Below are 20,500 nucleotides of genomic sequence, written 5' to 3' on the forward strand. Positions count from 1 at the left end.
TAGGTTAATCAACAGCTTAAGGGATTAAAACTTCAAAGTAAATCCACTGTAGACACCCAAGGAATAAGGGTTAAAATTGCCCGACGTATTGGAAAAGGTATTCAATTGATATTTAAAGACCGGCTCTACATTAAATTTAAGCTTCGGGGTAAACTTATAATCAAGCCCAAGACCAACGTTAGTGCTAAAATTAACGGAATTGACATTATTGGCCTCCCCAAACTCTGTAGTTTGTCCACTGGATTCCAACACCACGGAATTATCCGTTAGAAAAAGGGAACTTACTCCCCCAATAATATTGACGCCAAATTTACGATCCAAGAGAGCATAATTTAGTTCCAAGGGTACCTCCAAATATCCCATTTGTTGCCCCATTGTTCCCAAACGGGTGGGATTTTTGCCAGTTACGTCCATAGCAAATACGGATCCGGGTTTGGGTATTACATTTTCGCTATTCGGATTATTCAAAATTATGGATTGGGAATCATTGGAATAATTAATATTACTTATTTGGTTCCCGGTGGAAGCATTAAATGAGGAGGTAAAGGAGACGTCGTTGGTATCATAACCATAATCTACCTTATGGATACCGGAACGCACGCTTAGTTTTTTAGAAATTTCATAGGCCACCGTAATACCGTAACTTAGGGTTACACCTCCCGTTTTGCTATTGGAAGCAAGAATAGAGTTGATTGGGGATCCCTCTCCCAAACCGTTAAAGTAAACAGGGGCTATACTGGGACCAGCGGACCACTTTCCATTGTGTCTTTCCTCAACTTCAACAATCTCATTTTCTTCTATGGCCTCTAAAATTGATTTTTTATTTGATGGAGGGTCTTCATAGGTCACCTCCGTAGTTTTCCCAATAGGGTTGTTCGCATTATTGTTTTCTTGAAGAACAATGGTTTCCTCAACGGGGATAGACAGCTTCTTGGGGGCTAATGTGTCGTCTTCTTGTCCTTGTTGAACTGAATAGGCCGGGTTTTGGCCCGTTTTATTATCAAGACTCTTAGTGTCCCCACCATTTGCTACCAATTCCTTGGGTACTGGGTGGGTTGTAATAGCATTCTTTCGACCTTTTTGCGAGTTATTGGTTTTTTCGCTGCCTTCGGCAACTATACTTCCATTGTTCGGCAGAGGATTGGTAATTTTGTCCTCAGCCGTTTGGCGTCTTGTATCAATTTTATTTTCCTCCGTAGTTTTTCCTTCATTATTAGTGATGCTGGTAGCTTCCGTGGAAGGTTCCATAAAGCCATTGGGGTCTTTGGCACTTCGGGTTTTATTTTCTACATCCGTAATAATTATCGGTGCTACCTGTTCGGAAGTGGTAAAAGGATCAATAGCAAAAAATAGGATGGCAAGTATTGCTGCCGCTCCGCCAACTTTCCACCAAAGGGGTACAAGCTTGCGGGATCGTTTCTTATTATCCAAGGAAGCGGCTATGGAATTCCAGACTTTTTCGTCAGGAATTTCTTGGAAGTTGGCCAACTTCTCTTGAAATAATTTGTCTAAATTATTTTCACTCATGTTTTTAATTGTTCAGCGGGGATTACAATCATGAAGTTTTATCCTTCCATTATAATTCCGGCTTTATTTGCCTCAATTTTTTCTTTCAATATCATTCTTGCCCTGGCAAGATTGGATTTGGAAGTCCCAAGGGACGTTCCCAACATTTCACTGATCTCTTTGTGGCTATAGCCATCCAACACATAAAGGTTGAAGGTTAAGCGGTATTTATTGGGAAGCTCTTGCACATAACTTAGCAAGGTGGCCAAATCCAGGTTTAAATAGCCCGAATCTTCTGGCATTTCATCCTCTATATTATCTGTGACCAGTGTTAAGGTTTCCTCTTTCCTATATTTTTGTAGTACCGTATTTACAGTAATACGCTTAATCCAGCCTTCAAAAGAACCTTGGTGTTTAAACTGTTCAATTTTGCTGTAGATAGTCATAAAACTATCATGTAGATTGTCTTCAGCCTCCGTTTTATTGCGCGAGTATTTGAGACAAATTCCGAACAGTATCCGGGAATAGTCCCGGTACAACTGTTCTTGTGCTTGTCTGTTTCCCTTTTTGCAATTATTTATGAGCTCTACCAGATTACTCAAAATATGGATTGGGTTATTTACTAATTCTTTAAATTGGTTGTGCCCATATCACTTTCGGGTGCTAATGTGGCCGAACTATCTTCATTGACAGGCACAGTAATTTCTAAATATGTGGGCTCACCATTGGCGTCCTCACCTGTCCAATATCTGAATAAATACGGCTCATCATATAAGACCTCAAAATTAAATGTTGCCACAAGGTCTTCCCCAGTTCCGGTGCATTCCTCTTCATCTTCAATAACAGTACCAATGGTAACCACCTTTCTAGTTGTTAAATCTTCTTTAACTACGTCAAAACCTTCGAAAAAGGTACAATTATTCGGCCTAAAGTAAGTAACTTTTATTTTATAGATTTCACCGTAATCAAATGCCTCGGGCATTTCTACAGATTTTACCTGTAAAGCTTCAAAATGATAGTTAACATCATCATCTATATCGCAAGATGTGAATAATGTAAAAGAGGCAACAAGCAGCAAAAAGAATACTCGTTTCATGTTCTTAATATTTAATTTGTTTTATAATGGTTTTGGAAACCCTTGGCCCTAAATGGAGGAATTACATTTTCGAATTCCATTCGGCAAGACGGTTTCATAACAATTGCTTTTTGCTATAAGATGTAAAGTGGAAATAAAGGTTGCGTGTAGAAATAAAAAATCCCGATTTAATCGGGATTTTTAAGTTTATGACTTTACTGTTTTGATGGCTTCTTTAATTTTGCCTTCCAGTTCTTCGAGTAGTTCCGGATTGTCCAGCAGCAAGCTTTTTACAGCATCCCTACCTTGGCCCAGTTTGGTGTCGCCGTAACTAAACCAGGATCCGCTTTTCTTAATAATTTCAAATTCAACACCCAGGTCGATTATCTCCCCTACTTTGGAAATACCTTCCCCGTACATAATATCGAATTCAGCGGTTCTGAATGGAGGGGCAACCTTGTTCTTAACCACTTTTACGCGGGTCTTGTTTCCTTGAACGCCACCATCCGTATCCTTAATTTGGGTAGATCTTCTTATATCCAAACGTACGGAAGCGTAAAATTTAAGGGCGTTACCACCAGTGGTCGTTTCCGGATTACCGAACATTACCCCAATTTTTTCACGTAATTGGTTAATGAAGATTACGGTACAATTTGTTTTGCTGATAGAACCGGTAAGTTTTCGCAATGCCTGTGACATTAATCGGGCGTGAAGTCCCATTTTTGAGTCGCCCATTTCTCCTTCAATTTCACTTTTTGGAGTTAATGCAGCAACAGAATCGATAACAACGATGTCGATGGCACCAGAGCGAATTAGATTATCGGCAATCTCTAAAGCCTGTTCCCCGTGATCTGGTTGGGAAATGATAAGGTTATCAATATCTACCCCAAGCTTTTGGGCATAAAAACGGTCAAAGGCATGCTCCGCATCAATAAAAGCTGCGATACCTCCATTTTTCTGGGCCTCTGCCATGGCGTGGAGCGTAAGTGTAGTCTTACCCGAGGATTCAGGTCCATAAATTTCAATTACCCTACCTCGTGGATATCCTCCAACACCTAGTGCTACATCCAATCCCAAAGAACCCGAAGATATCACTTCTACGTCCTGTACTACACTATCGCCCATCTTCATTACGGCACCCTTGCCGTAAGTTTTATCCAATTTATCCAGGGTTAGTTTAAGTGCTTTTAATTTTGCGTCTTTTTCGGAACTCATTTTCATATCATATTAGGGACGCTAAAATACCAATTCTTTTTGCATTAAACCACCTATGGTGCGGATTTTATATGAAGAAATTAGAACATTATTTTATTTCAATTGAAATTATTTCTTGGTCTCATTTATTGTCCAATATCCTAATTTACAAGTGTTAACGGACTATGTTTCTCCAATTTTAGCAGTATGGCTCTAATTGTGAGCAATTATTTATGGCTTTGGACGCAACCTTTTTTTGTTTGTTGCATCTAAGAGTTAACTAACTCAAATTAGGTTGCTTATTGTTCTGGTAAAACAATAAGGGTTGTGGGTCAATATTTTATTTTTATTCTATGAAAAAGAAAAAACAATATTGACCTTAAAAAGGGTCTTGATAACTTCAAGATCCTTTTTTATTTTAAGTTTCCACCAAGTGTTAATGCTGTATACATAAATTTTCTTGTTTATTACTTTGTACAATCTGCTTTGCCAGAAATCAAAAAACAGATGTTAATCCTTTTAATCCCGACCTATAAATCCTATTTTTGCACTCGTAAAATAATTCTTTAACTTAAAATATTAGTATAGCATGCAACTGTACAATACCTTAAGTGCAAAGGAAAGAGAAGCCCTTATAGAGGAGGCGGGATTGGAACGCCTAACCATTTCTTTCTATCAATATGCACGTATTGGCAATCCGTCAATTTTTCGAAACCATTTATTTATTCATTGGAATGATCTTGATGTTCTAGGTCGTATTTATGTGGCCCATGAAGGCATCAATGCCCAATTATCTGTTCCTGCCGTAAATTTCAATGCCTTTAAGGCCCATTTGGATAGCATCACCTTTTTGGAAAATGTTAGGCTGAATATCGCTATTGAACAGGATAACAAATCATTTTTAAAACTAAAGGTGAAGGTTCGGGAAAAGATTGTTGCCGATGGTTTAAATGACGACTCCTTTGATGTCACCAATAAGGGAATCCATGTGGATGCCGTTAAGTTTAACGAACTTATTGAAGATTCCGAAACCATTTTGGTAGATATGCGCAATCACTATGAAAGTGAAATAGGACATTTTAAAAATGCCATTACCCCGGATGTGGATACCTTTAGGGACTCATTGGATATTATAGAGAAGGACCTCGCGGATCATAAGGAGGATAAAAAATTGGTCATGTATTGCACGGGGGGTATTAGGTGCGAAAAGGCCAGTGCCTATTATAAGCACAAGGGTTTTAAGAATGTATATCAGCTGGAAGGCGGTATTATAGAATATACCCGTCAAGTGAATAACCTTAATTTGGAGAATAAATTTTTAGGCAAGAATTTTGTTTTTGACCACCGTAGGGGGGAGCGGATTACGGATGATGTCATTGCTAATTGCCATCAATGTGGCAGCCCTTGTGACAACCATGTAAATTGCGCCAATGAGGCCTGCCATCTTCTTTTTATTCAGTGCGACGCCTGTGCGGAGTCTATGAACAACTGCTGTTCAGTGGATTGCAAGGAAATTCATGAACTACCTTTTGAGGAACAGAAAAAATTGAGGAAAGGAAAAGTGGTGAGTAACAAGATTTTTAAAAAGGGCAGATCTGAAGTTCTAAAGTATAAGAAGTAAGCCTTTTGTTGAGGTGCTAGGTCATAAAGGTTTATTTTTATCAATAACTGGGAGATTACTTTTTTTTATGCCGGATATAATTTTTTCTGAATTATAAGCCCAAATAAAACAGTGGTTTATTTAATGTAATTCAACAAAGAATAAGTTAAAAACCTCCTGTTTGGGACTATTTTTCCCTGTTTTAAGGGAGCATTAGGCCTCGAACGAAACTCTTTCTTTTCATCGCATTAAAAAAACACTATCTTTACGTTTAATAATTTTATGAACCTTTTTTAGTAAAAGTGTTACATTTTTACTAAACCAAGATACGAAATATGGGTTGTAGCAGTTGTTCAACCGGTAAGGACGGACAGCCTAAAGGATGCAAGAACAATGGTACTTGTGGCACCGATGGCTGTAATAAATTGACGGTATTTGATTGGCTTTCCAATATGTCACTGCCAAATGGGGAAAAACCATTTGATTGTGTGGAAGTCCGTTTTAAAAATAGTAGAAAAGAATTCTTTAGAAATTCCGAAAATCTTTCACTTTCCATTGGCGACATAGTGGCTACACAGGCCACTTCCGGTCATGATGTAGGTATGGTTACCCTTACGGGAGAATTGGTAAGGGTGCAAATGAAAAAAAAGAAGGAAGATTATAATAATCCGGAACTTCCCAAACTTTACCGAAAGGCTTCCCAAAAGGATATTGACATTTGGCAAAAATGTAGGGATAGGGAAGAAGAAATTAAGAAAAGGGCCAGGGAAATTGCCATTGTACTAAAGTTGCAGATGAAAATCTCCGATGTGGAATTTCAAGGAGATGGTTCCAAGGCTACTTTTTATTACACCGCAGAGGAACGAGTAGATTTTAGACAGCTGATCAAGGACATGGCCAAGGCTTTTGGTATCCGAATTGAAATGAGGCAAATTGGCTACCGTCAAGAAGCCCAACGTTTGGGAGGAATAGGTTCTTGCGGAAGGGAATTGTGCTGCTCTACATGGTTAACCGATTTTAGGTCGGTAAGCACTTCGGCGGCCCGCTATCAGCAGCTGTCGCTTAATCCTCAAAAATTGGCAGGACAATGTGGTAAACTCAAATGTTGCCTTAATTACGAATTGGACGTTTATTTGGACGCCTTAAAGGATTTTCCTGGGCAGGACACCAAACTATTTACAGAAAAAGGGATGGCTTTTTGCCAGAAGGTAGATATTTTCAAAGCTTCACTTTGGTTTTCCTATAAAGACGAACCGGCCAATTGGCATGTCTTGTCCAAAGACCAGGTTTTGGAGGTGTTGGAAAAAAACAAAAAGAGGGAAAAAGTAGCCAGTTTGGAGGAATATGCGGTGGACAATGTTCAAGAAGTTGAAAAGGTGTTTGAAAATGTAGTAGGGCAGGACAGCTTAACGCGATTCGACACTCCCAAGAAAAGAAGGTCCAACAGGAATAACAAGAAAAAGAAGCGAAGCAATTATAAAAAAAGGCCTACCAAAAATGCTTAAGAGTTTAGGTGTATTTTTTTTAGTAATTTTTATGGTTTCTTGCGATAAGCAAACCATAAAGTCCGATTATAGTCCAACACAGAATGGACGATGGAATAAGGATAGTGTAGTAAAATTTTCCTTCCAGGAACTGGATACCCTTCAAAAGTATAATATGTTCATCAATCTGAGAAATGATGGGACATACCCTTACAGCAACCTTTTTTTAATTGCGGAGTTAAAGTTTCCCAATGGCGATATGGTAAGGGATACCTTGGAATATGAAATGGCCAAACCTGACGGACAGTGGTTGGGAACGGGCTATGGCAGTTTAAAGGAAAACAAATTATGGTATAAGGAAAACGTCGTTTTTCCGTCTTCAGGCGTATATACCTTAGAAATTTCCCATGCCATGCGCAAAAATGGCCAAGTAGATGGAATTGTCGAATTGGAAGGTATTACCGATGTGGGGTACCTAATCGAAAAAAGTAATCAGTAGGCTTATGGCAACAGCTACCAAGAAGAAGAAAAAAAGCAGCAACAATTTTTTTAAATTCATTAAATGGTTTTGGGTACTGTTTTTTTTAGGCGCCCTATCCGTAGTTTTGATCTTCCTTTTGGCTTCTTGGGGAGCCTTCGGAGCCATGCCGGAATATGAGCGTTTGGAGAACCCACAGACCAACTTGGCCAGTGAAATTATTTCTTCCGATGGTGAGACCCTTGGTAAGTTTTATCTAGACGATAATAGAACTGATGTTGCTTATGAAGAATTGCCCAAAACTTTGGTGCAGGCTTTGGTAGCTACTGAAGATGCACGGTATTACGAACATTCGGGAATAGACGCCCGCGGTACTTTAAGGGCTTTTGTCTATTTGGGCAAAAAGGGAGGAGCCAGTACCATATCCCAACAATTGGCAAGGCAATTGTTTGTTGGGGTGCGTTCCAAAAACATTTTTGAAACTATTACCCAAAAAATAAAGGAATGGGTGCTTGCCATTAGATTGGAGCGCAGCTATACCAAGGAGGAAATAGTTAAGATGTATCTTAACATATACGATTTTAACTATAATGCCGATGGTATTAGATCTGCCTCCCGTATTTATTTTGGAAAAGAGCCCAAAAATCTAAAAATAGAAGAGTCTGCAGTTTTGGTGGGTATGCTTAAAAATTCTTCGTATTACAACCCCATCCGGCGTGAAGAATTGGTTTTAAACCGTAGAAATACGGTCTTGTCCCAGATGGCTAAATATGATTTTATAACGGAACAGCAAAAGGATTCCTTACAGGCCTTGAAAATGGATATTAATTTTAGTCCTGAATCGCACAGAGAAGGCTTGGCTACCTATTTTAGGATGTACCTTCAAGGGTTTATGAACAGATGGATTAAGGATAACCCCAAGCCGGCATTGAAGGGAGAAAGTGATAAATGGAATATTTATTTGGACGGGTTGCGTATCTACACCACTATAGATTCGCGCATGCAAAAAAATGCGGAGGATGCCGTAGCGGAACATATGAAAAGATTACAAGCCGAGTTTTTTCATCAAAACACTCCCGATCGCAATAAAACGGCACCCTTTATTGAAGAGGTCGATGGGGAAATAGATCGAATTATGGAGAGAGCTATTAAATCCTCTCAAAGATGGCACAACCTTGAGGATCAAGGGAAGAATGAAAAGGAAATAAGGGCTTCCTTTAACGAGCCGGTAGAGATGACGGTTTTTGATTGGAATAGCGAGACCAAGGAAAAGGATACGGTTATGACTCCTATGGATTCCATTAAATATTATAAATCCTTTTTGAAGACCGCTATGATGTCCATGGAGCCACAGACAGGACATGTAAAAGCCTGGGTAGGAGGTATAGATTATAAGCATTTTCAATATGACAACGTTATCCAAGGGGCCAGGCAGGTGGGATCTACATTTAAACCTTTTGTATATGCTGCAGCTATTGACCAATTGCGTTTGTCGCCTTGTGACATGCTGCCGGACAATCTCTATTGTATAGAGGCCAATAAACACGGAAATCCAGACCCATGGTGTCCAAAAAATTCTAACGGAGAATATTCTGGGGAAATGCTAACCCTTAAAAACGCTTTGGCCAATTCCGTAAATTCCGTAACCGCTCAATTAATAGACAAGGTGGGGCCCAAATCCGTGGTTTCCATTGCTAGAAATTTGGGTATTACTGGAGATATTCCAGAGGTGCCTTCCATAGCCCTTGGTACGGCAGACCTTAATGTGTATGAGATGGTGGGGGCCTATGGTACCTTTGCCAATCAAGGCGTATATGTTAAACCGGTCATGGTAACCAGGATCGAGGACAAGAATGGGACGGTATTGTACGAGTATGTACCGGAAACAAAAGATGTTTTGAGCAAGGATGTATCCTATGCTATGTTAGACCTTATGTCTGGGGTAACCCAAGGAGGATCTGGGACAAGATTAAGAACCACTGGAGCAGATAAATATAGAGCGGAATATAAGGAGATCATAACTGGTTATCCTTATGAATTTAAAAATCCTATTGCAGGTAAAACGGGTACTACCCAGAACCAAAGTGATGGATGGTTTATGGGAATGGTTCCTAATTTGGTAACGGGAGTTTGGGTAGGTGGAGATGATAAAGCGGTTCATTTTAGGACCATTACTTACGGACAGGGAGCTTCCATGGCTTTGCCAATTTGGGGCTTGTATATGAAAAAGAATTATGCCAACAAGGAATTGGGTATTTCCGATGGAGAATTTGAAAAGCCCGAAAATTTATCCATTAATGTAGATTGTTCCAAGACCTCTATGGAGGAGGATAATAAAATAGATTTAGAAGACGATTTGGATTTTTAGTACCCTAAAAAATTAATGCCAAAAATGCCCTTGCTTTTATCTAAAAGTTAAGGGCATTTTTCGTTAAAAACCCGTATTTTAGAGAGAGCAAGGAAATAAGTTAAATTAAGTCGGTTTTATATGATACAAAAAACAGTTGCCAACGTGGAGGAGGCCTTACAGGGGGTAAAGAATGGAATGACTTTTATGCTCGGAGGATTTGGATTATGTGGTATCCCTGAAAATGCTATTGCGGCATTGGTAAAAATGGGGGTCAAGGATTTAACCTGTATTTCCAATAACGCCGGAGTGGACGATTTTGGTCTTGGTCTCTTGTTGCACAAAAGACAGATAAAGAAAATGATCTCTTCCTATGTAGGGGAGAATGATGAGTTTGAACGTCAAATGTTGAGCGGGGAATTGGACGTAGAATTAACCCCCCAAGGAACTTTAGCGGAAAAATGTAGGGCCGCACAGGCCGGTTTCCCCGCCTTTTATACTCCGGCCGGTTATGGAACCGAAGTGGCCGAAGGCAAAGAGACTAGGGAGTTTAATGGGAAGATGTATGTATTGGAAGAGGCCTTTAAGGCCGATTTTTCCTTTGTCAAGGCTTGGAAGGGCGATGAGGCAGGGAATCTAATATTTAAGGGAACCGCCCGCAATTTTAATCCGGCCATGTGCGGCGCTGCCAAGATTACGGTGGCTGAGGTAGAGGAGTTGGTTCCGGCAGGGCAGTTGGACCCCAACCAAATTCACGTTCCAGGAATTTTTATACAGCGTATTTTTCAGGGAAAAAATTACGAGAAAAGAATTGAGCAGTTGACAGTACGTAAAACTAATTAGTCGATTTGAAAATTATCTGATTTGAAAATTTGATAATATGAGGAATGATAAGGAGAATTTAATAGTTAAGAAAACTTTCGATTTTTCCTTACAAATTATTGAATATTGTGAAGAATTGAGAACTATAAATAAGTACGAAATGGCTTCTCAATTGTTTAAAAGTGGAACTTCTATTGGAGCAAATACATGGGAGGCTCAGAATGGAGAAAGTTCTGCCGATTTTATTCATAAGTTTAAAATTGCAGCTAAAGAGGCTGATGAAACTTTATATTGGATAGAACTTTGCCAAGCATCAAGATACTATCCAAATCCGCAAGAAGCCCTTTTTTCAGAGTTGGAATCTATTATTCGAATTATTTCGAAAATTATAGGCACAAGTAAACGTGCCAAATCATCAAATTAACTAATTATCAAATCAACATTATGTTGGATAAAAACGGAATAGCAAAACGCATTGCAAAGGAAGTAAAGGACGGATATTATGTAAACCTGGGAATAGGGATACCTACTTTGGTGGCCAATTTTGTCAGGGATGATATCAGTGTGGAATTTCAAAGTGAAAACGGGGTGTTGGGAATGGGGCCTTTTCCTTTTGAAGGGGAAGAGGATGCCGATATAATCAATGCAGGCAAACAGACCATCACAACACTGCCAGGAGCCTCGTTTTTCGACTCTGTAACGAGCTTTGGGATGATTCGTGGCCAACATGTAGACCTTACCATTTTGGGAGCCATGGAGGTTTCTGAGAATGGTGATATTGCCAATTGGAAAATTCCGGGAAAAATGGTCAAGGGAATGGGTGGGGCCATGGATCTGGTGGCTTCTGCTGAGAACATCATTGTTGCCATGATGCATACCAATAGGGCAGGCGAATCCAAGTTGTTAAAGAAATGCACTTTGCCATTAACCGGAGTTGGGTGTGTAAAAAAGATTGTGACCAATTTGGCCGTACTGGATGTGACTCCCAAGGGATTTAAATTGTTGGAAAGGGCGCCTGGTGTTAGCGTTGATGAGATAGTGAAGGCTACTGAAGGGAATTTAATAGTAGAAGGCGATATCCCAGAGATGGATATTTAACGGGTATGTTCAATTAAGTGTATCATATTTTATTGAATTTTTATTTTATAATACTCTTAAATGAACAGTCTCTATTTAACATTTTGGAAAGGGTATATATCGATCAAAATAACTATTTTTATATGCATACAACAATTACTGTATGTTTCACAACAATTTTTTAAATGTTGCGTTTATCTGAATTATATTGCAATTAATAACAGAAGTTAAACCCCAAATTTAACAACTACTAAACCTAAATTATTATGGAAGCCCAAATTAACCACACCCGCACTCAAAAAGAAATTCAAGTTTATCGAAATGACTTTTTCACAGGCATTGTAAGATTGACAAAAAAATTATTTATGCTATAGCATAAATCAATAGTTTACAAAGGGAGCATACTTTATAGTATTGCTCCCTTTTTTGTTTTGGAACAAATGAAAAGTCGTATTTTTAAGGAGGAAAGCAAAGCAATGAAAGTACATTTGAGGCCATGCTCCGTTACCGATTTGGGGGTTTTGGTTAATCTAGGCAGAAGGACCTTTATAGAGGCTTTTGAAAAGGACAATAAGCCGGAGGATTTTAAGGAATACCTGGATTCCGCTTTTGGCGAGGAAACGCTTTTGAAGGAACTCAAGGATATTAATTCATCCTTTTATTTTATTTATGAGGATTCCAGTTTAGTGGGATACATAAAATTAAACGAAAAGGAAGCCCAATCGGATATTAAGGATATTGATTCCATAGAGTTGGAACGGATCTACGTTCTGGCAGAATTTCAAGGTCAAGGAATTGGGGAGTGGATACTACGGCAGGTAATATCCATTGCAAAAACCAAAAATAGGTTTTATTTGTGGCTTGGTGTTTGGGAGCACAATCCTAAGGCCATTAAATTTTATCAAAGATTGGGGTTCTATAAGTTTGGTAGCCATCCTTATTTTATTGGTAATGATGAGCAAACGGATTGGTTGATGCGGTTGGACCTTCAGGAGGGATTGTCGATATAAACCCTATATATTAAAGCTTGCATAGAATTGCTGTGGCCTTTTCCAAAGTTTCGTTGGTCTTCGCGAAACAGAATCGCATTAAGTGATTATCAATCCCCATAGTATTGAACCCGGAAATAGGAATACTGGCTATTTGGAATTCCTTTACCAGACGTTCCGCAAATACTTCATCCAGTTCAAGGGTAATGTCACTAAAATCCACCAATTGAAAATAGGTTCCTTGGCTGGGATGTATTTTAAATCTAGAATTGCTTAATCCGGAAAGAAAAAGATCGCGCTTATCCTGATAAAACTTGTTGAGACTAAGATAGTGTTCTGGTTCCTTTAAATAGGTGGCCAAAGCTTTTTGAACGGCATGGTCAGCACTAAATACATTAAACTGATGGGTTTTACGAAATTCGTGCATTAGTTCGGACGGGCCTGCACAATATCCCATTTTCCAGCCGGTTATATGAAAGGTTTTTCCGAAGGAACCACAGACAAAGGTGCGGGTGGCGAGGTCGTCGAATTTTGAAGCGCTTTCATGCTCAAGGTCATCAAAAACAATATGTTCGTATACTTCATCGCTAATGACAATTATATCTGTTTTTTCAAGACTTTGCTGTAATTGAAGCATATCTTCTTTGGAGAATATGGTGCCACTAGGATTGTGAGGGGTGTTAATTATGACCATTTTGGTTTTAGAGGTAATCTTGGAACGGAATTCTTCCCAGTCCACCTTAAAATCGATATTGTTTAGTTGTACAAATACTGGAATGCCCCCATTGACTTCAATGGCGGGCTCATAACAGTCGTATGCAGGCTTAATGACTACAACCTCATCACCATGGCTTATAAATGCCGTAATGATGGTAAAAATGGCCTGTGTGGCACCTATGGTCACGGTTATTTCGCTGTCCGGATTGTAGTGTCTACCATAGAGTTGTTCAATTTTTTCTGCAATTTTTTCGCGAAGTTCCAGGACACCTGCCATAGGGGCATATTGATTGTAGCCCTGTTTCATGGCCTGTGTTACCAAATCTATCAAGGAAGGATCGGGCTCAAAATTCGGGAAGCCCTGTGATAGATTTATGGCGTTGTGTTTTTGCGCCAATAGCCCCATGGTGGTAAAAATCGTAGTTTTTACATTGGGAAGCTTAGAGAATATTTTGTGGCTATATTTGGGCATTTGAGAGCGTTTTAATTTGTTATAGGTAGATTAGGATTGCTGCGTTTGTAAATGCTGAATTACCTGATCTAGACATTGATCCAATTCTTTCTTAATTTCCCTCTCCCAAAATCTGAAAACGGTATAGCCCAATTGTTGTAGCTCTTGGTTCACTTCCTTATCCCGTTGAATATTACGTTCAATTTTTGGAATCCAGAACTCTTTGTTTGTTTTAATTTTTTGTTTCCTTTCTTTCCAGTTATAACCATGCCAGTATTCCCCATCTATAAAAATAACGGTTTTGTATTTTTTTAGGACTATATCGGGTTTGCCTATCAACCTCTTGTAGTCAATTCTATACCGATATCCTTCGGCCCATAGAGCCTTTCTAAATTTCAATTCGGGTATAGTGTTTTTGCCACGGATCTTTCCCATCATCTTGGAGCGTTCCGGAGTGGTATAAAAACCGGACTCTTCATTAAAACGCGGAACTATTATCCGTTCTTCCTTATATTCCTTGTTCATACTTAAAGATACTTGATTTTTAAAATATGAATAAACAAAAACCCCATTCCTGAAAAGGGATGGGGTCTGTTTCTTTAGATTATAAATTATATTGTAATCCGTACTATCCTTTTATGCTGGCACTGAAAAACTCCCTGTTCATACGGGCAATGTTTTCCAGGGAAATTCCTTTCGGACATTCTACCTCACAAGCACCTGTATTGGTACAGTTTCCAAATCCTTCCAAATCCATTTGAGCAACCATATTTTTCACTCTGTCCGTAGCCTCAACCCGTCCTTGCGGAAGTAATGCGTATTGGGATACTTTGGCCCCAACAAATAACATGGCAGAGGAATTTTTACAACTTGCTACGCAGGCGCCACAACCAATACAGGTAGCGGCATCCATGGCGGTATCGGCCGAATGCTTATCTATTGGAATGGCATTGGCGTCTTGGGTATTTCCAGAGGTGTTGACCGATATATAACCACCAGCCTGTTGAATACGATCAAATGAACTGCGGTCTACGACCAAATCCTTGATAACCGGAAAGGCTTTTGCCCTAAACGGTTCAATGGTAATGGTATCACCATCCTTGAACATTCTCATATGCAACTGACATGTGGTAACCCCCCTATCCGGGCCATGGGCTTCCCCATTGATGTACATAGAGCACATACCGCAAATACCTTCGCGACAGTCATGGTCAAAAGCAACAGGCTCTTCCCCTTTATTGGTTAGCTGTTCGTTTAAAACATCCATCATTTCCAAGAAAGACATGTGTTCTGAAATCTCAGTCACTTTATAATCGACCATTTTACCTTTGTCCTGTGGTCCTTTCTGTCTCCAAATTTTTAATGTAAGATTCATATCTTAAGTATTGAGTAATGAGTACTAAGTAGTGAGATTTCTAATATCTCACTTCTAATATCTCAATACTATTTATTTATAACTTCTTTGTTTTAATTCTATATCCTTAAATTCCAATTGCTCTTTGTGCAAAACGGCATCCGAAGGTTCCCCTTTGTATTCCCAGGCAGCTACGAACGCATAGTCCTTATCGTTACGTTTTGCTTCCCCTTTTTGCTCTCCATCGATTTCTACCGACTCCTCACGGAAATGTCCACCACAGGATTCCTCGCGCATTAAGGCATCTTTGGCAAACAATTCTCCCAATTCCAAGAAATCTGCCACTCTTCCTGCTTTCTCCAATTCCGGATTCATCTCATTGGCGGAACCAGGGACTTTTACTTCCTTATAGAACTCTTCACGAATAGCCTTAATTTCTGCAATGGCTTCCTTGAGGCCTTGAGCGTTACGGGACATACCACATTTGTCCCACATAACTTTACCTAAACGTTTATGGAAATAATCTACTGAATGCGTTCCTTTATTATTGACAAAGAAATTAATCCTTTCGGTTACTTCTTTTTCCGCTGCGTCAAATTCGGGAGAGTCTGTTGGAATTTTACCTGTCCTAATTTCATGGGAAAGGTAATCACCTATAGTGTACGGCAACACAAAATAACCATCGGCCAAGCCTTGCATTAATGCAGATGCTCCCAAACGGTTGGCACCATGATCGGAGAAATTTGCCTCTCCAATACAATACAATCCTTCTACGGTAGTCATTAGGTTGTAATCTACCCAAACTCCGCCCATGGTATAGTGGGTTGCAGGATAGATCATCATTGGGGTCTTATATGGATTTTCATCTACGATTTTCTCGTACATCTGAAATAGGTTTCCATATTTTTCTTCTACTACTGCTTCGCCCAGTGCTGTAATTTTTTCTTTGGACGCATTTTGTATTCCGTGAATTTTAGCCTGTTCCAAACCGTATCTTTCTATAGCGGACTTAAAATCCAGATATACGGCTTCCCCAGTGGCGTTGACACCATATCCGGCATCACATCTTTCTTTCGCTGCTCTGGAAGCCACGTCACGTGGCACCAAGTTTCCAAAGGCGGGATATCTTCTTTCTAGATAGTAATCCCTTTGATCCTCGCTCAACTGGGTAGGTTTTAATTTGCCTTCCCTAATGGCCAATACATCTTCCATATTTTTAGGGACCCAAATACGTCCATCATTTCTTAATGATTCGGACATTAAGGTCAATTTGGACTGATAGTCTCCCGAGCGTGGGATACAGGTTGGGTGAATTTGGGTATAACAAGGGTTGGCGAAAAAGGCACCCTTTTTATGTATTTTCCATGCTGCTGTGGCGTTAGATCCCATGGCATTTGTAGAGAGGAAATATACATTTCCATAACCCCCGGATGCAATTACTACGGCGTGTGCGGAATGGCGCTCTATTTCCCCGGTAACCAAGTTACGGGCTATAATACCACGAGCCTTGCCATTAACCTTTACAACATCCAGCATTTCGTGCCTGTTGTACATTTCTATTTTCCCACGGGCAATCTGTCTGTTCATGGCAGAATATGCCCCTAACAATAATTGTTGTCCTGTTTGTCCTTTAGCGTAAAACGTACGGGAAACCAAAACACCACCAAAAGAACGGTTGTCCAATAATCCACCATAATCCCGAGCAAAAGGTACCCCTTGTGCTACACATTGATCAATGATATTGGCCGAAACCTCTGCCAAACGATATACGTTGGCCTCACGTGAACGGTAATCCCCACCTTTTACAGTATCGTAAAACAAGCGATAGGTAGAATCCCCATCCCCTTGATAGTTTTTTGCGGCATTAATACCCCCTTGGGCAGCAATGGAATGCGCCCTACGCGGGGAATCCTGATAGCAGAATGCTTTGACCCTATAACCTAGCTCGGCCAAGGTTGCAGCGGCAGAACCTCCTGCAAGGCCAGTACCAACAACAATAACGTCGATGTTTCGCTTATTCGCAGGATTTACCAAGTTTATTTTATCCTTATAGGTAGTCCATTTATCCTTTAATGGGCCTTTTGGTATTTTAGAATCCAATACAGACATAGAATTGTATTATTAATGGTTAAAATGGTGAAAAAGTGCAATGAAAATAAATCCTAACGGAATTAAAACAGCGTAAGCCTTTCCAAATCCTTTTAACCCTTTTACATATTTATTGTTGGCACCAACAGACTGAAATGCTGAACTAAAGCCGTGAAGTAGGTGCAATGAAAGAAAAATAAAACCTATACAATAAAGGGCAACCCTCCAAATAGGCTCAAATTTATGGACCAGTTCTTCGTAATAACGGTAACCCTCCCCATCGGCTAGTAGGCCGGACATGTCTCCTTGAATATATTTTGTGTTTATTTCAGGAAACCAGAAATCCACGAAATGTATGATCAAGAAAACAAGGATGAAGCCACCGCTCCATATCATATTTCTGCTCATCCAAGTGGAATTGGCAGCACCGTTGTTTTTGGCATACTTTATGGCACGGGCATTTTTATTCTTTATTTCCAATACAAACCCCATAACAAAATGATAGACAACCCCAAAAAGCAGTACAGGTTGCAGCCCGTATTGTACCAAGGCATTGGTGCCCATAAAATGTGAGGTTTCATTAAAAGTATCCGGACTAAGAACAGACAGGATATTAATGGCAAAATGTTGAAGTATAAAGATCATTAAGAAAAAGGCGGAAAGGGCCATGGTGTACTTTCTGCCTATAGAAGAGTTTAAAAATCCACTCATTAGTTATTTGTTTTGATTACAAATTTACTCCACAAACGAGTTACCAACAAATTTTGTTGAATTTATGTACAGTATTTAGAACCAATTTAAAGAAATCCACAATTTTATTGAGGAAATACTATAAATCTTTTTTCATCCAACTTCAAAAATAGTTGGGTAAAGGAAATGTTTTCCTTGAGCAATCTTTTTAGATGACTTTTTATTTACCGCATATAAAATGCTGGTTTGTAGAAAAGTGCTGATGTAAAATCTCAAACAATTGTTGTTTATTTTGAAGGTTTTTTCTTGTTAAAATATTTGATTCCCATTGGTTCGTCCATACTTTTATTGGTTTCCAAACGTTAGAAACTAACCGAATTATAAATTGGGATAACTGGATGGTATTCTGGAAGAACTGGTCTTTAAATATTAAATTCTCTTTAATTGCTTTTTTTATAACGGCAATATTGGGCCTTGTAAGTATGGGTGCTTTGGGAGGTTTGTTGTATTACCCGGTTTCTTTCCTGTTTGCCTCTTATCCCACTCTAAATGATTGGAGTGGCGATTGGGTGTGGCCCAGTGTTATTATGGTGGGCATGTTATGGTCCTTTGGTTTTGTGTTTGGCGCGGTGGCCTGGTACTACATCCAAAAAATAACCCAATCCAAAGTGCTGCTTGTAGGTGCATACTTACTTATACTTTGGTTATGGGCGGCATTGCTCTGGTGCTGGATGATTAAGGTGAATTTAGATCAACTAACCTAGTGGCATTAAGAGTTAATGGTGATGGACGATTAGAATTTTTTTATGATGCCTAGAAATATCCCAGCAAGCTTATTTTTCCAATTCTGCGACAAACATTTTTGATTGGGACTCAATTGTAGCCTGGGCCTCTAAAATGGCTTTATCCAAAATTACCGTATTTTCCGGGGAGGCCAAGTCTGTTGTAGATGCAATGGCCTTTAAATACCAATCTTCCCAAGCTTTTATTATATCTATCTCACTTTCCAAGAGGTTTCCGGCTTTGATGGATTTTTCACTGAGCAGAAATTCCTCAGAAAGGCGATTTGTTGCCGCATCCCGTACTATTTTAACGATATCCATTGCTGAATAAGAATCACCATTTACTAAGGTTAGGGCACTTGCCAAGGCTGCAATGCTTACATTTTTAAGTGTTTCTTGGGAGACCTTATCCAATCTATCGTTATCGGTATGATAAAACTGATCTGTAAAATGCCAAAATAATAATCCGGGTATATTGTTGTCCAAAAATGGGGTATGGTCACTACCACCTTCATAAGGATTGGTATTTACTTCCCAATGGGCAACCTTCCCCTGCTTCAAAAAATTATGGATCATATAGTCATTTAGGTAATGGGGCTTCATATCCTCCATGGTAAGCAGATTGCCGCCCCATTCTGTATGTTTGTCTTTCCCCCTGGTCCATATGGCACTTGGGTCCGGCATTTTTTCAATTAAAAACGAGCCCCCTGTAATAGCCGTGTTTTCTCCGACCATATCCAAGCTTAGCCCCCATTTTATGCCCTTGGCCCTTTTTTCATTTTCTTGAAGGTATCTTTTTGTAGATATAATTTCATCACCCCAAATAAAGGTCATGGTACGCTGTGCATCAATACTTTCATTTCTGATTAATTTGGCAGCTACTGTGGCCATTTCCAATTGGGCGCCCACTCCACTGGCATTATCGTTGGCACCAGGTTCCTGTATATGGGCGCTGAACACTAGGCGTTCTTCTGGCATTTCGGAGCCCTTTATATCGGCAACCAATGTTAGTTCTTCGGAAGGATAGATTTTGCTGGAAATATTTACCTTGGCATATACTTTTCCTTTTTCCAATGCCGCCTTTAGCCTTTCTTTGGCCCTATAGGAAAGGGCAATGCCCCAAGTGTTTTTGGGATCGAATTTCAAGCTTCGGAATTGAATGGAATTTACATTTTTTTCAGGGTTCAAATAGTCGGGATTATCATAGGTGACCATACCCAAAGCACCTTTTTTTAAAACCCCTTCCTTATAAATTTCGGTAGCCTGTGTTTCCGTAAAAATAATTTTTCCTTTTACAGAAATGCTTTGAAGATCATTTATGTCCTTAACATAAATAACTTCTGCAGTTGTTCCATTACTCGGAGTCGATATTGAATTTAAATAGACCATGTTCCTATTGGAGGTGTAGGATAGCAATGGGTTATTTTCCCCAATCAGGGTAACGTTTGCATCTACAATTTCCCAAGTGGGATGTTGCAAGGGCCTTTTTTCCAATCTGTAGGTAAACCGATCTGTTTTGGATGCGTTTTCCTCCAAGACATAACCTGCGGCTTTCAAGGATTCTGCCACTTTTTGGATGCTCTTATTAAAACCTTCATTGCCTACCACTCGCCAAAATTGTTCTATGAATGCGGTGGTTTCATAGGCCTGTTCCCCGCTAAGGTTGTTCCTGAGGATATCTAAATAATCGTCTGTAGTAACTGCAGAATTTTTTGTTTGTGCCCAGCTTAGGGTAACCGCACTTATCAATAAAAGAACTAGATTTTTAGTCATAACTATAGACAATATTTTAGGGACTTTATAGGGCATAATACACCACACTTTTATTATATAAAATCTAGGGACG

19 protein-coding genes are annotated in these 20,500 nt (G+C 39.5%); 9 read left to right on the forward strand and 10 right to left on the reverse strand.

Annotation, left to right across the window (positions count from 1 at the left end):
• Window positions 1-24: 24 nt before the first annotated feature.
• The 4 genes from KO529_RS09150 to recA all read right to left on the reverse strand — a co-directional run bounded on the left by KO529_RS09150 (window position 25) and on the right by recA (window position 3,796).
• On the reverse strand, window positions 25-1,527 hold the full coding sequence (locus KO529_RS09150; RefSeq protein WP_215947605.1) for an outer membrane beta-barrel protein: 1,503 nt from the start codon (window positions 1,525-1,527) through the stop codon (window positions 25-27).
• A gap of 38 nt (window positions 1,528-1,565) precedes the next feature.
• A complete protein-coding gene (locus tag KO529_RS09155) occupies window positions 1,566-2,108 on the reverse strand; it encodes an RNA polymerase sigma factor (protein ID WP_031446191.1) in 543 nt (180 codons plus the stop codon).
• Between the two features lie 20 nt (window positions 2,109-2,128).
• Window positions 2,129-2,602, reverse strand: a complete 474-nt coding sequence (locus tag KO529_RS09160) for a hypothetical protein (RefSeq protein WP_215947606.1) — start codon at window positions 2,600-2,602, stop codon at window positions 2,129-2,131.
• 186 nt (window positions 2,603-2,788) lie between these two features.
• Window positions 2,789-3,796 carry a recombinase RecA gene (recA, locus tag KO529_RS09165; protein ID WP_215947607.1) on the reverse strand — a complete coding sequence of 336 codons (1,008 nt, stop codon included), beginning with the start codon at window positions 3,794-3,796 and terminating at the stop codon, window positions 2,789-2,791.
• Window positions 3,797-4,364: 568 nt separating this feature from the next.
• On the opposite strand from recA, the gene trhO reads away from it, so the two are divergent.
• The 8 genes from trhO to KO529_RS09205 all read left to right on the forward strand — a co-directional run bounded on the left by trhO (window position 4,365) and on the right by KO529_RS09205 (window position 12,593).
• Window positions 4,365-5,396 (forward strand): oxygen-dependent tRNA uridine(34) hydroxylase TrhO, encoded by a 1,032-nt coding sequence (gene trhO, locus KO529_RS09170; protein WP_215947608.1) that lies wholly within the window; start codon window positions 4,365-4,367, stop codon window positions 5,394-5,396.
• A 314-nt stretch (window positions 5,397-5,710) separates the two neighbouring features.
• Window positions 5,711-6,880: a PSP1 domain-containing protein gene (locus KO529_RS09175; protein WP_215947609.1), complete on the forward strand. Its 1,170-nt coding sequence runs from the start codon at window positions 5,711-5,713 to the stop codon at window positions 6,878-6,880.
• Window positions 6,873-7,358 (forward strand): gliding motility lipoprotein GldH, encoded by a 486-nt coding sequence (locus tag KO529_RS09180; protein WP_215947610.1) that lies wholly within the window; start codon window positions 6,873-6,875, stop codon window positions 7,356-7,358. The genes KO529_RS09175 and KO529_RS09180 overlap by 8 nt, the downstream gene beginning before the upstream one ends.
• 4 nt (window positions 7,359-7,362) lie before the next feature.
• Entirely contained in the window at window positions 7,363-9,705 is a 2,343-nt protein-coding gene (locus KO529_RS09185; protein WP_215947611.1) for a penicillin-binding protein 1A, read from the forward strand.
• Window positions 9,706-9,825: 120 nt separating this feature from the next.
• Entirely contained in the window at window positions 9,826-10,527 is a 702-nt protein-coding gene (locus tag KO529_RS09190) for a CoA transferase subunit A (protein WP_215947612.1), read from the forward strand.
• A 37-nt stretch (window positions 10,528-10,564) separates the two neighbouring features.
• The gene (locus KO529_RS09195; protein WP_215947613.1) at window positions 10,565-10,930 is read left to right on the forward strand and encodes a four helix bundle protein; all 366 of its coding nucleotides are present in this window, start codon (window positions 10,565-10,567) and stop codon (window positions 10,928-10,930) included.
• A gap of 20 nt (window positions 10,931-10,950) precedes the next feature.
• Window positions 10,951-11,604, forward strand: a complete 654-nt coding sequence (locus tag KO529_RS09200; protein WP_215947614.1) for a CoA transferase subunit B — start codon at window positions 10,951-10,953, stop codon at window positions 11,602-11,604.
• 419 nt (window positions 11,605-12,023) lie between these two features.
• Window positions 12,024-12,593, forward strand: a complete 570-nt coding sequence (locus KO529_RS09205) for a GNAT family N-acetyltransferase (RefSeq protein WP_252734359.1) — start codon at window positions 12,024-12,026, stop codon at window positions 12,591-12,593.
• 10 nt (window positions 12,594-12,603) lie between these two features.
• Here the strand turns inward: KO529_RS09205 and KO529_RS09210 are convergent, their stop codons facing one another.
• The 5 genes from KO529_RS09210 to KO529_RS09230 form a co-directional block, all read right to left on the reverse strand.
• On the reverse strand, window positions 12,604-13,761 hold the full coding sequence (locus KO529_RS09210) for a methionine aminotransferase (protein ID WP_215947615.1): 1,158 nt from the start codon (window positions 13,759-13,761) through the stop codon (window positions 12,604-12,606).
• Between the two features lie 30 nt (window positions 13,762-13,791).
• Window positions 13,792-14,265 carry a very short patch repair endonuclease gene (locus KO529_RS09215; RefSeq protein ID WP_215947616.1) on the reverse strand — a complete coding sequence of 158 codons (474 nt, stop codon included), beginning with the start codon at window positions 14,263-14,265 and terminating at the stop codon, window positions 13,792-13,794.
• Between the two features lie 103 nt (window positions 14,266-14,368).
• A complete protein-coding gene (locus KO529_RS09220) occupies window positions 14,369-15,115 on the reverse strand; it encodes a succinate dehydrogenase/fumarate reductase iron-sulfur subunit (protein WP_215947617.1) in 747 nt (248 codons plus the stop codon).
• A gap of 72 nt (window positions 15,116-15,187) precedes the next feature.
• Window positions 15,188-17,203 (reverse strand): fumarate reductase/succinate dehydrogenase flavoprotein subunit, encoded by a 2,016-nt coding sequence (locus tag KO529_RS09225; protein WP_215947618.1) that lies wholly within the window; start codon window positions 17,201-17,203, stop codon window positions 15,188-15,190.
• A gap of 12 nt (window positions 17,204-17,215) precedes the next feature.
• The gene (locus KO529_RS09230; RefSeq protein ID WP_215947619.1) at window positions 17,216-17,893 is read right to left on the reverse strand and encodes a succinate dehydrogenase cytochrome b subunit; all 678 of its coding nucleotides are present in this window, start codon (window positions 17,891-17,893) and stop codon (window positions 17,216-17,218) included.
• A gap of 377 nt (window positions 17,894-18,270) precedes the next feature.
• Between KO529_RS09230 and KO529_RS09235 the strand changes: the two genes are divergently transcribed.
• Complete coding sequence (locus KO529_RS09235; protein WP_215947620.1) at window positions 18,271-18,636, forward strand: hypothetical protein; 366 nt, start codon at window positions 18,271-18,273, stop codon at window positions 18,634-18,636.
• A 69-nt stretch (window positions 18,637-18,705) separates the two neighbouring features.
• On the opposite strand, the gene KO529_RS09240 is transcribed toward KO529_RS09235, so the two are convergent.
• Window positions 18,706-20,427: a M28 family peptidase gene (locus KO529_RS09240; RefSeq protein WP_215947621.1), complete on the reverse strand. Its 1,722-nt coding sequence runs from the start codon at window positions 20,425-20,427 to the stop codon at window positions 18,706-18,708.
• Window positions 20,428-20,500: the final 73 nt, after the last annotated feature.

The organism is Arenibacter algicola (assembly GCF_018860365.1).
Taxonomy (GTDB): domain Bacteria; phylum Bacteroidota; class Bacteroidia; order Flavobacteriales; family Flavobacteriaceae; genus Arenibacter; species Arenibacter algicola_B.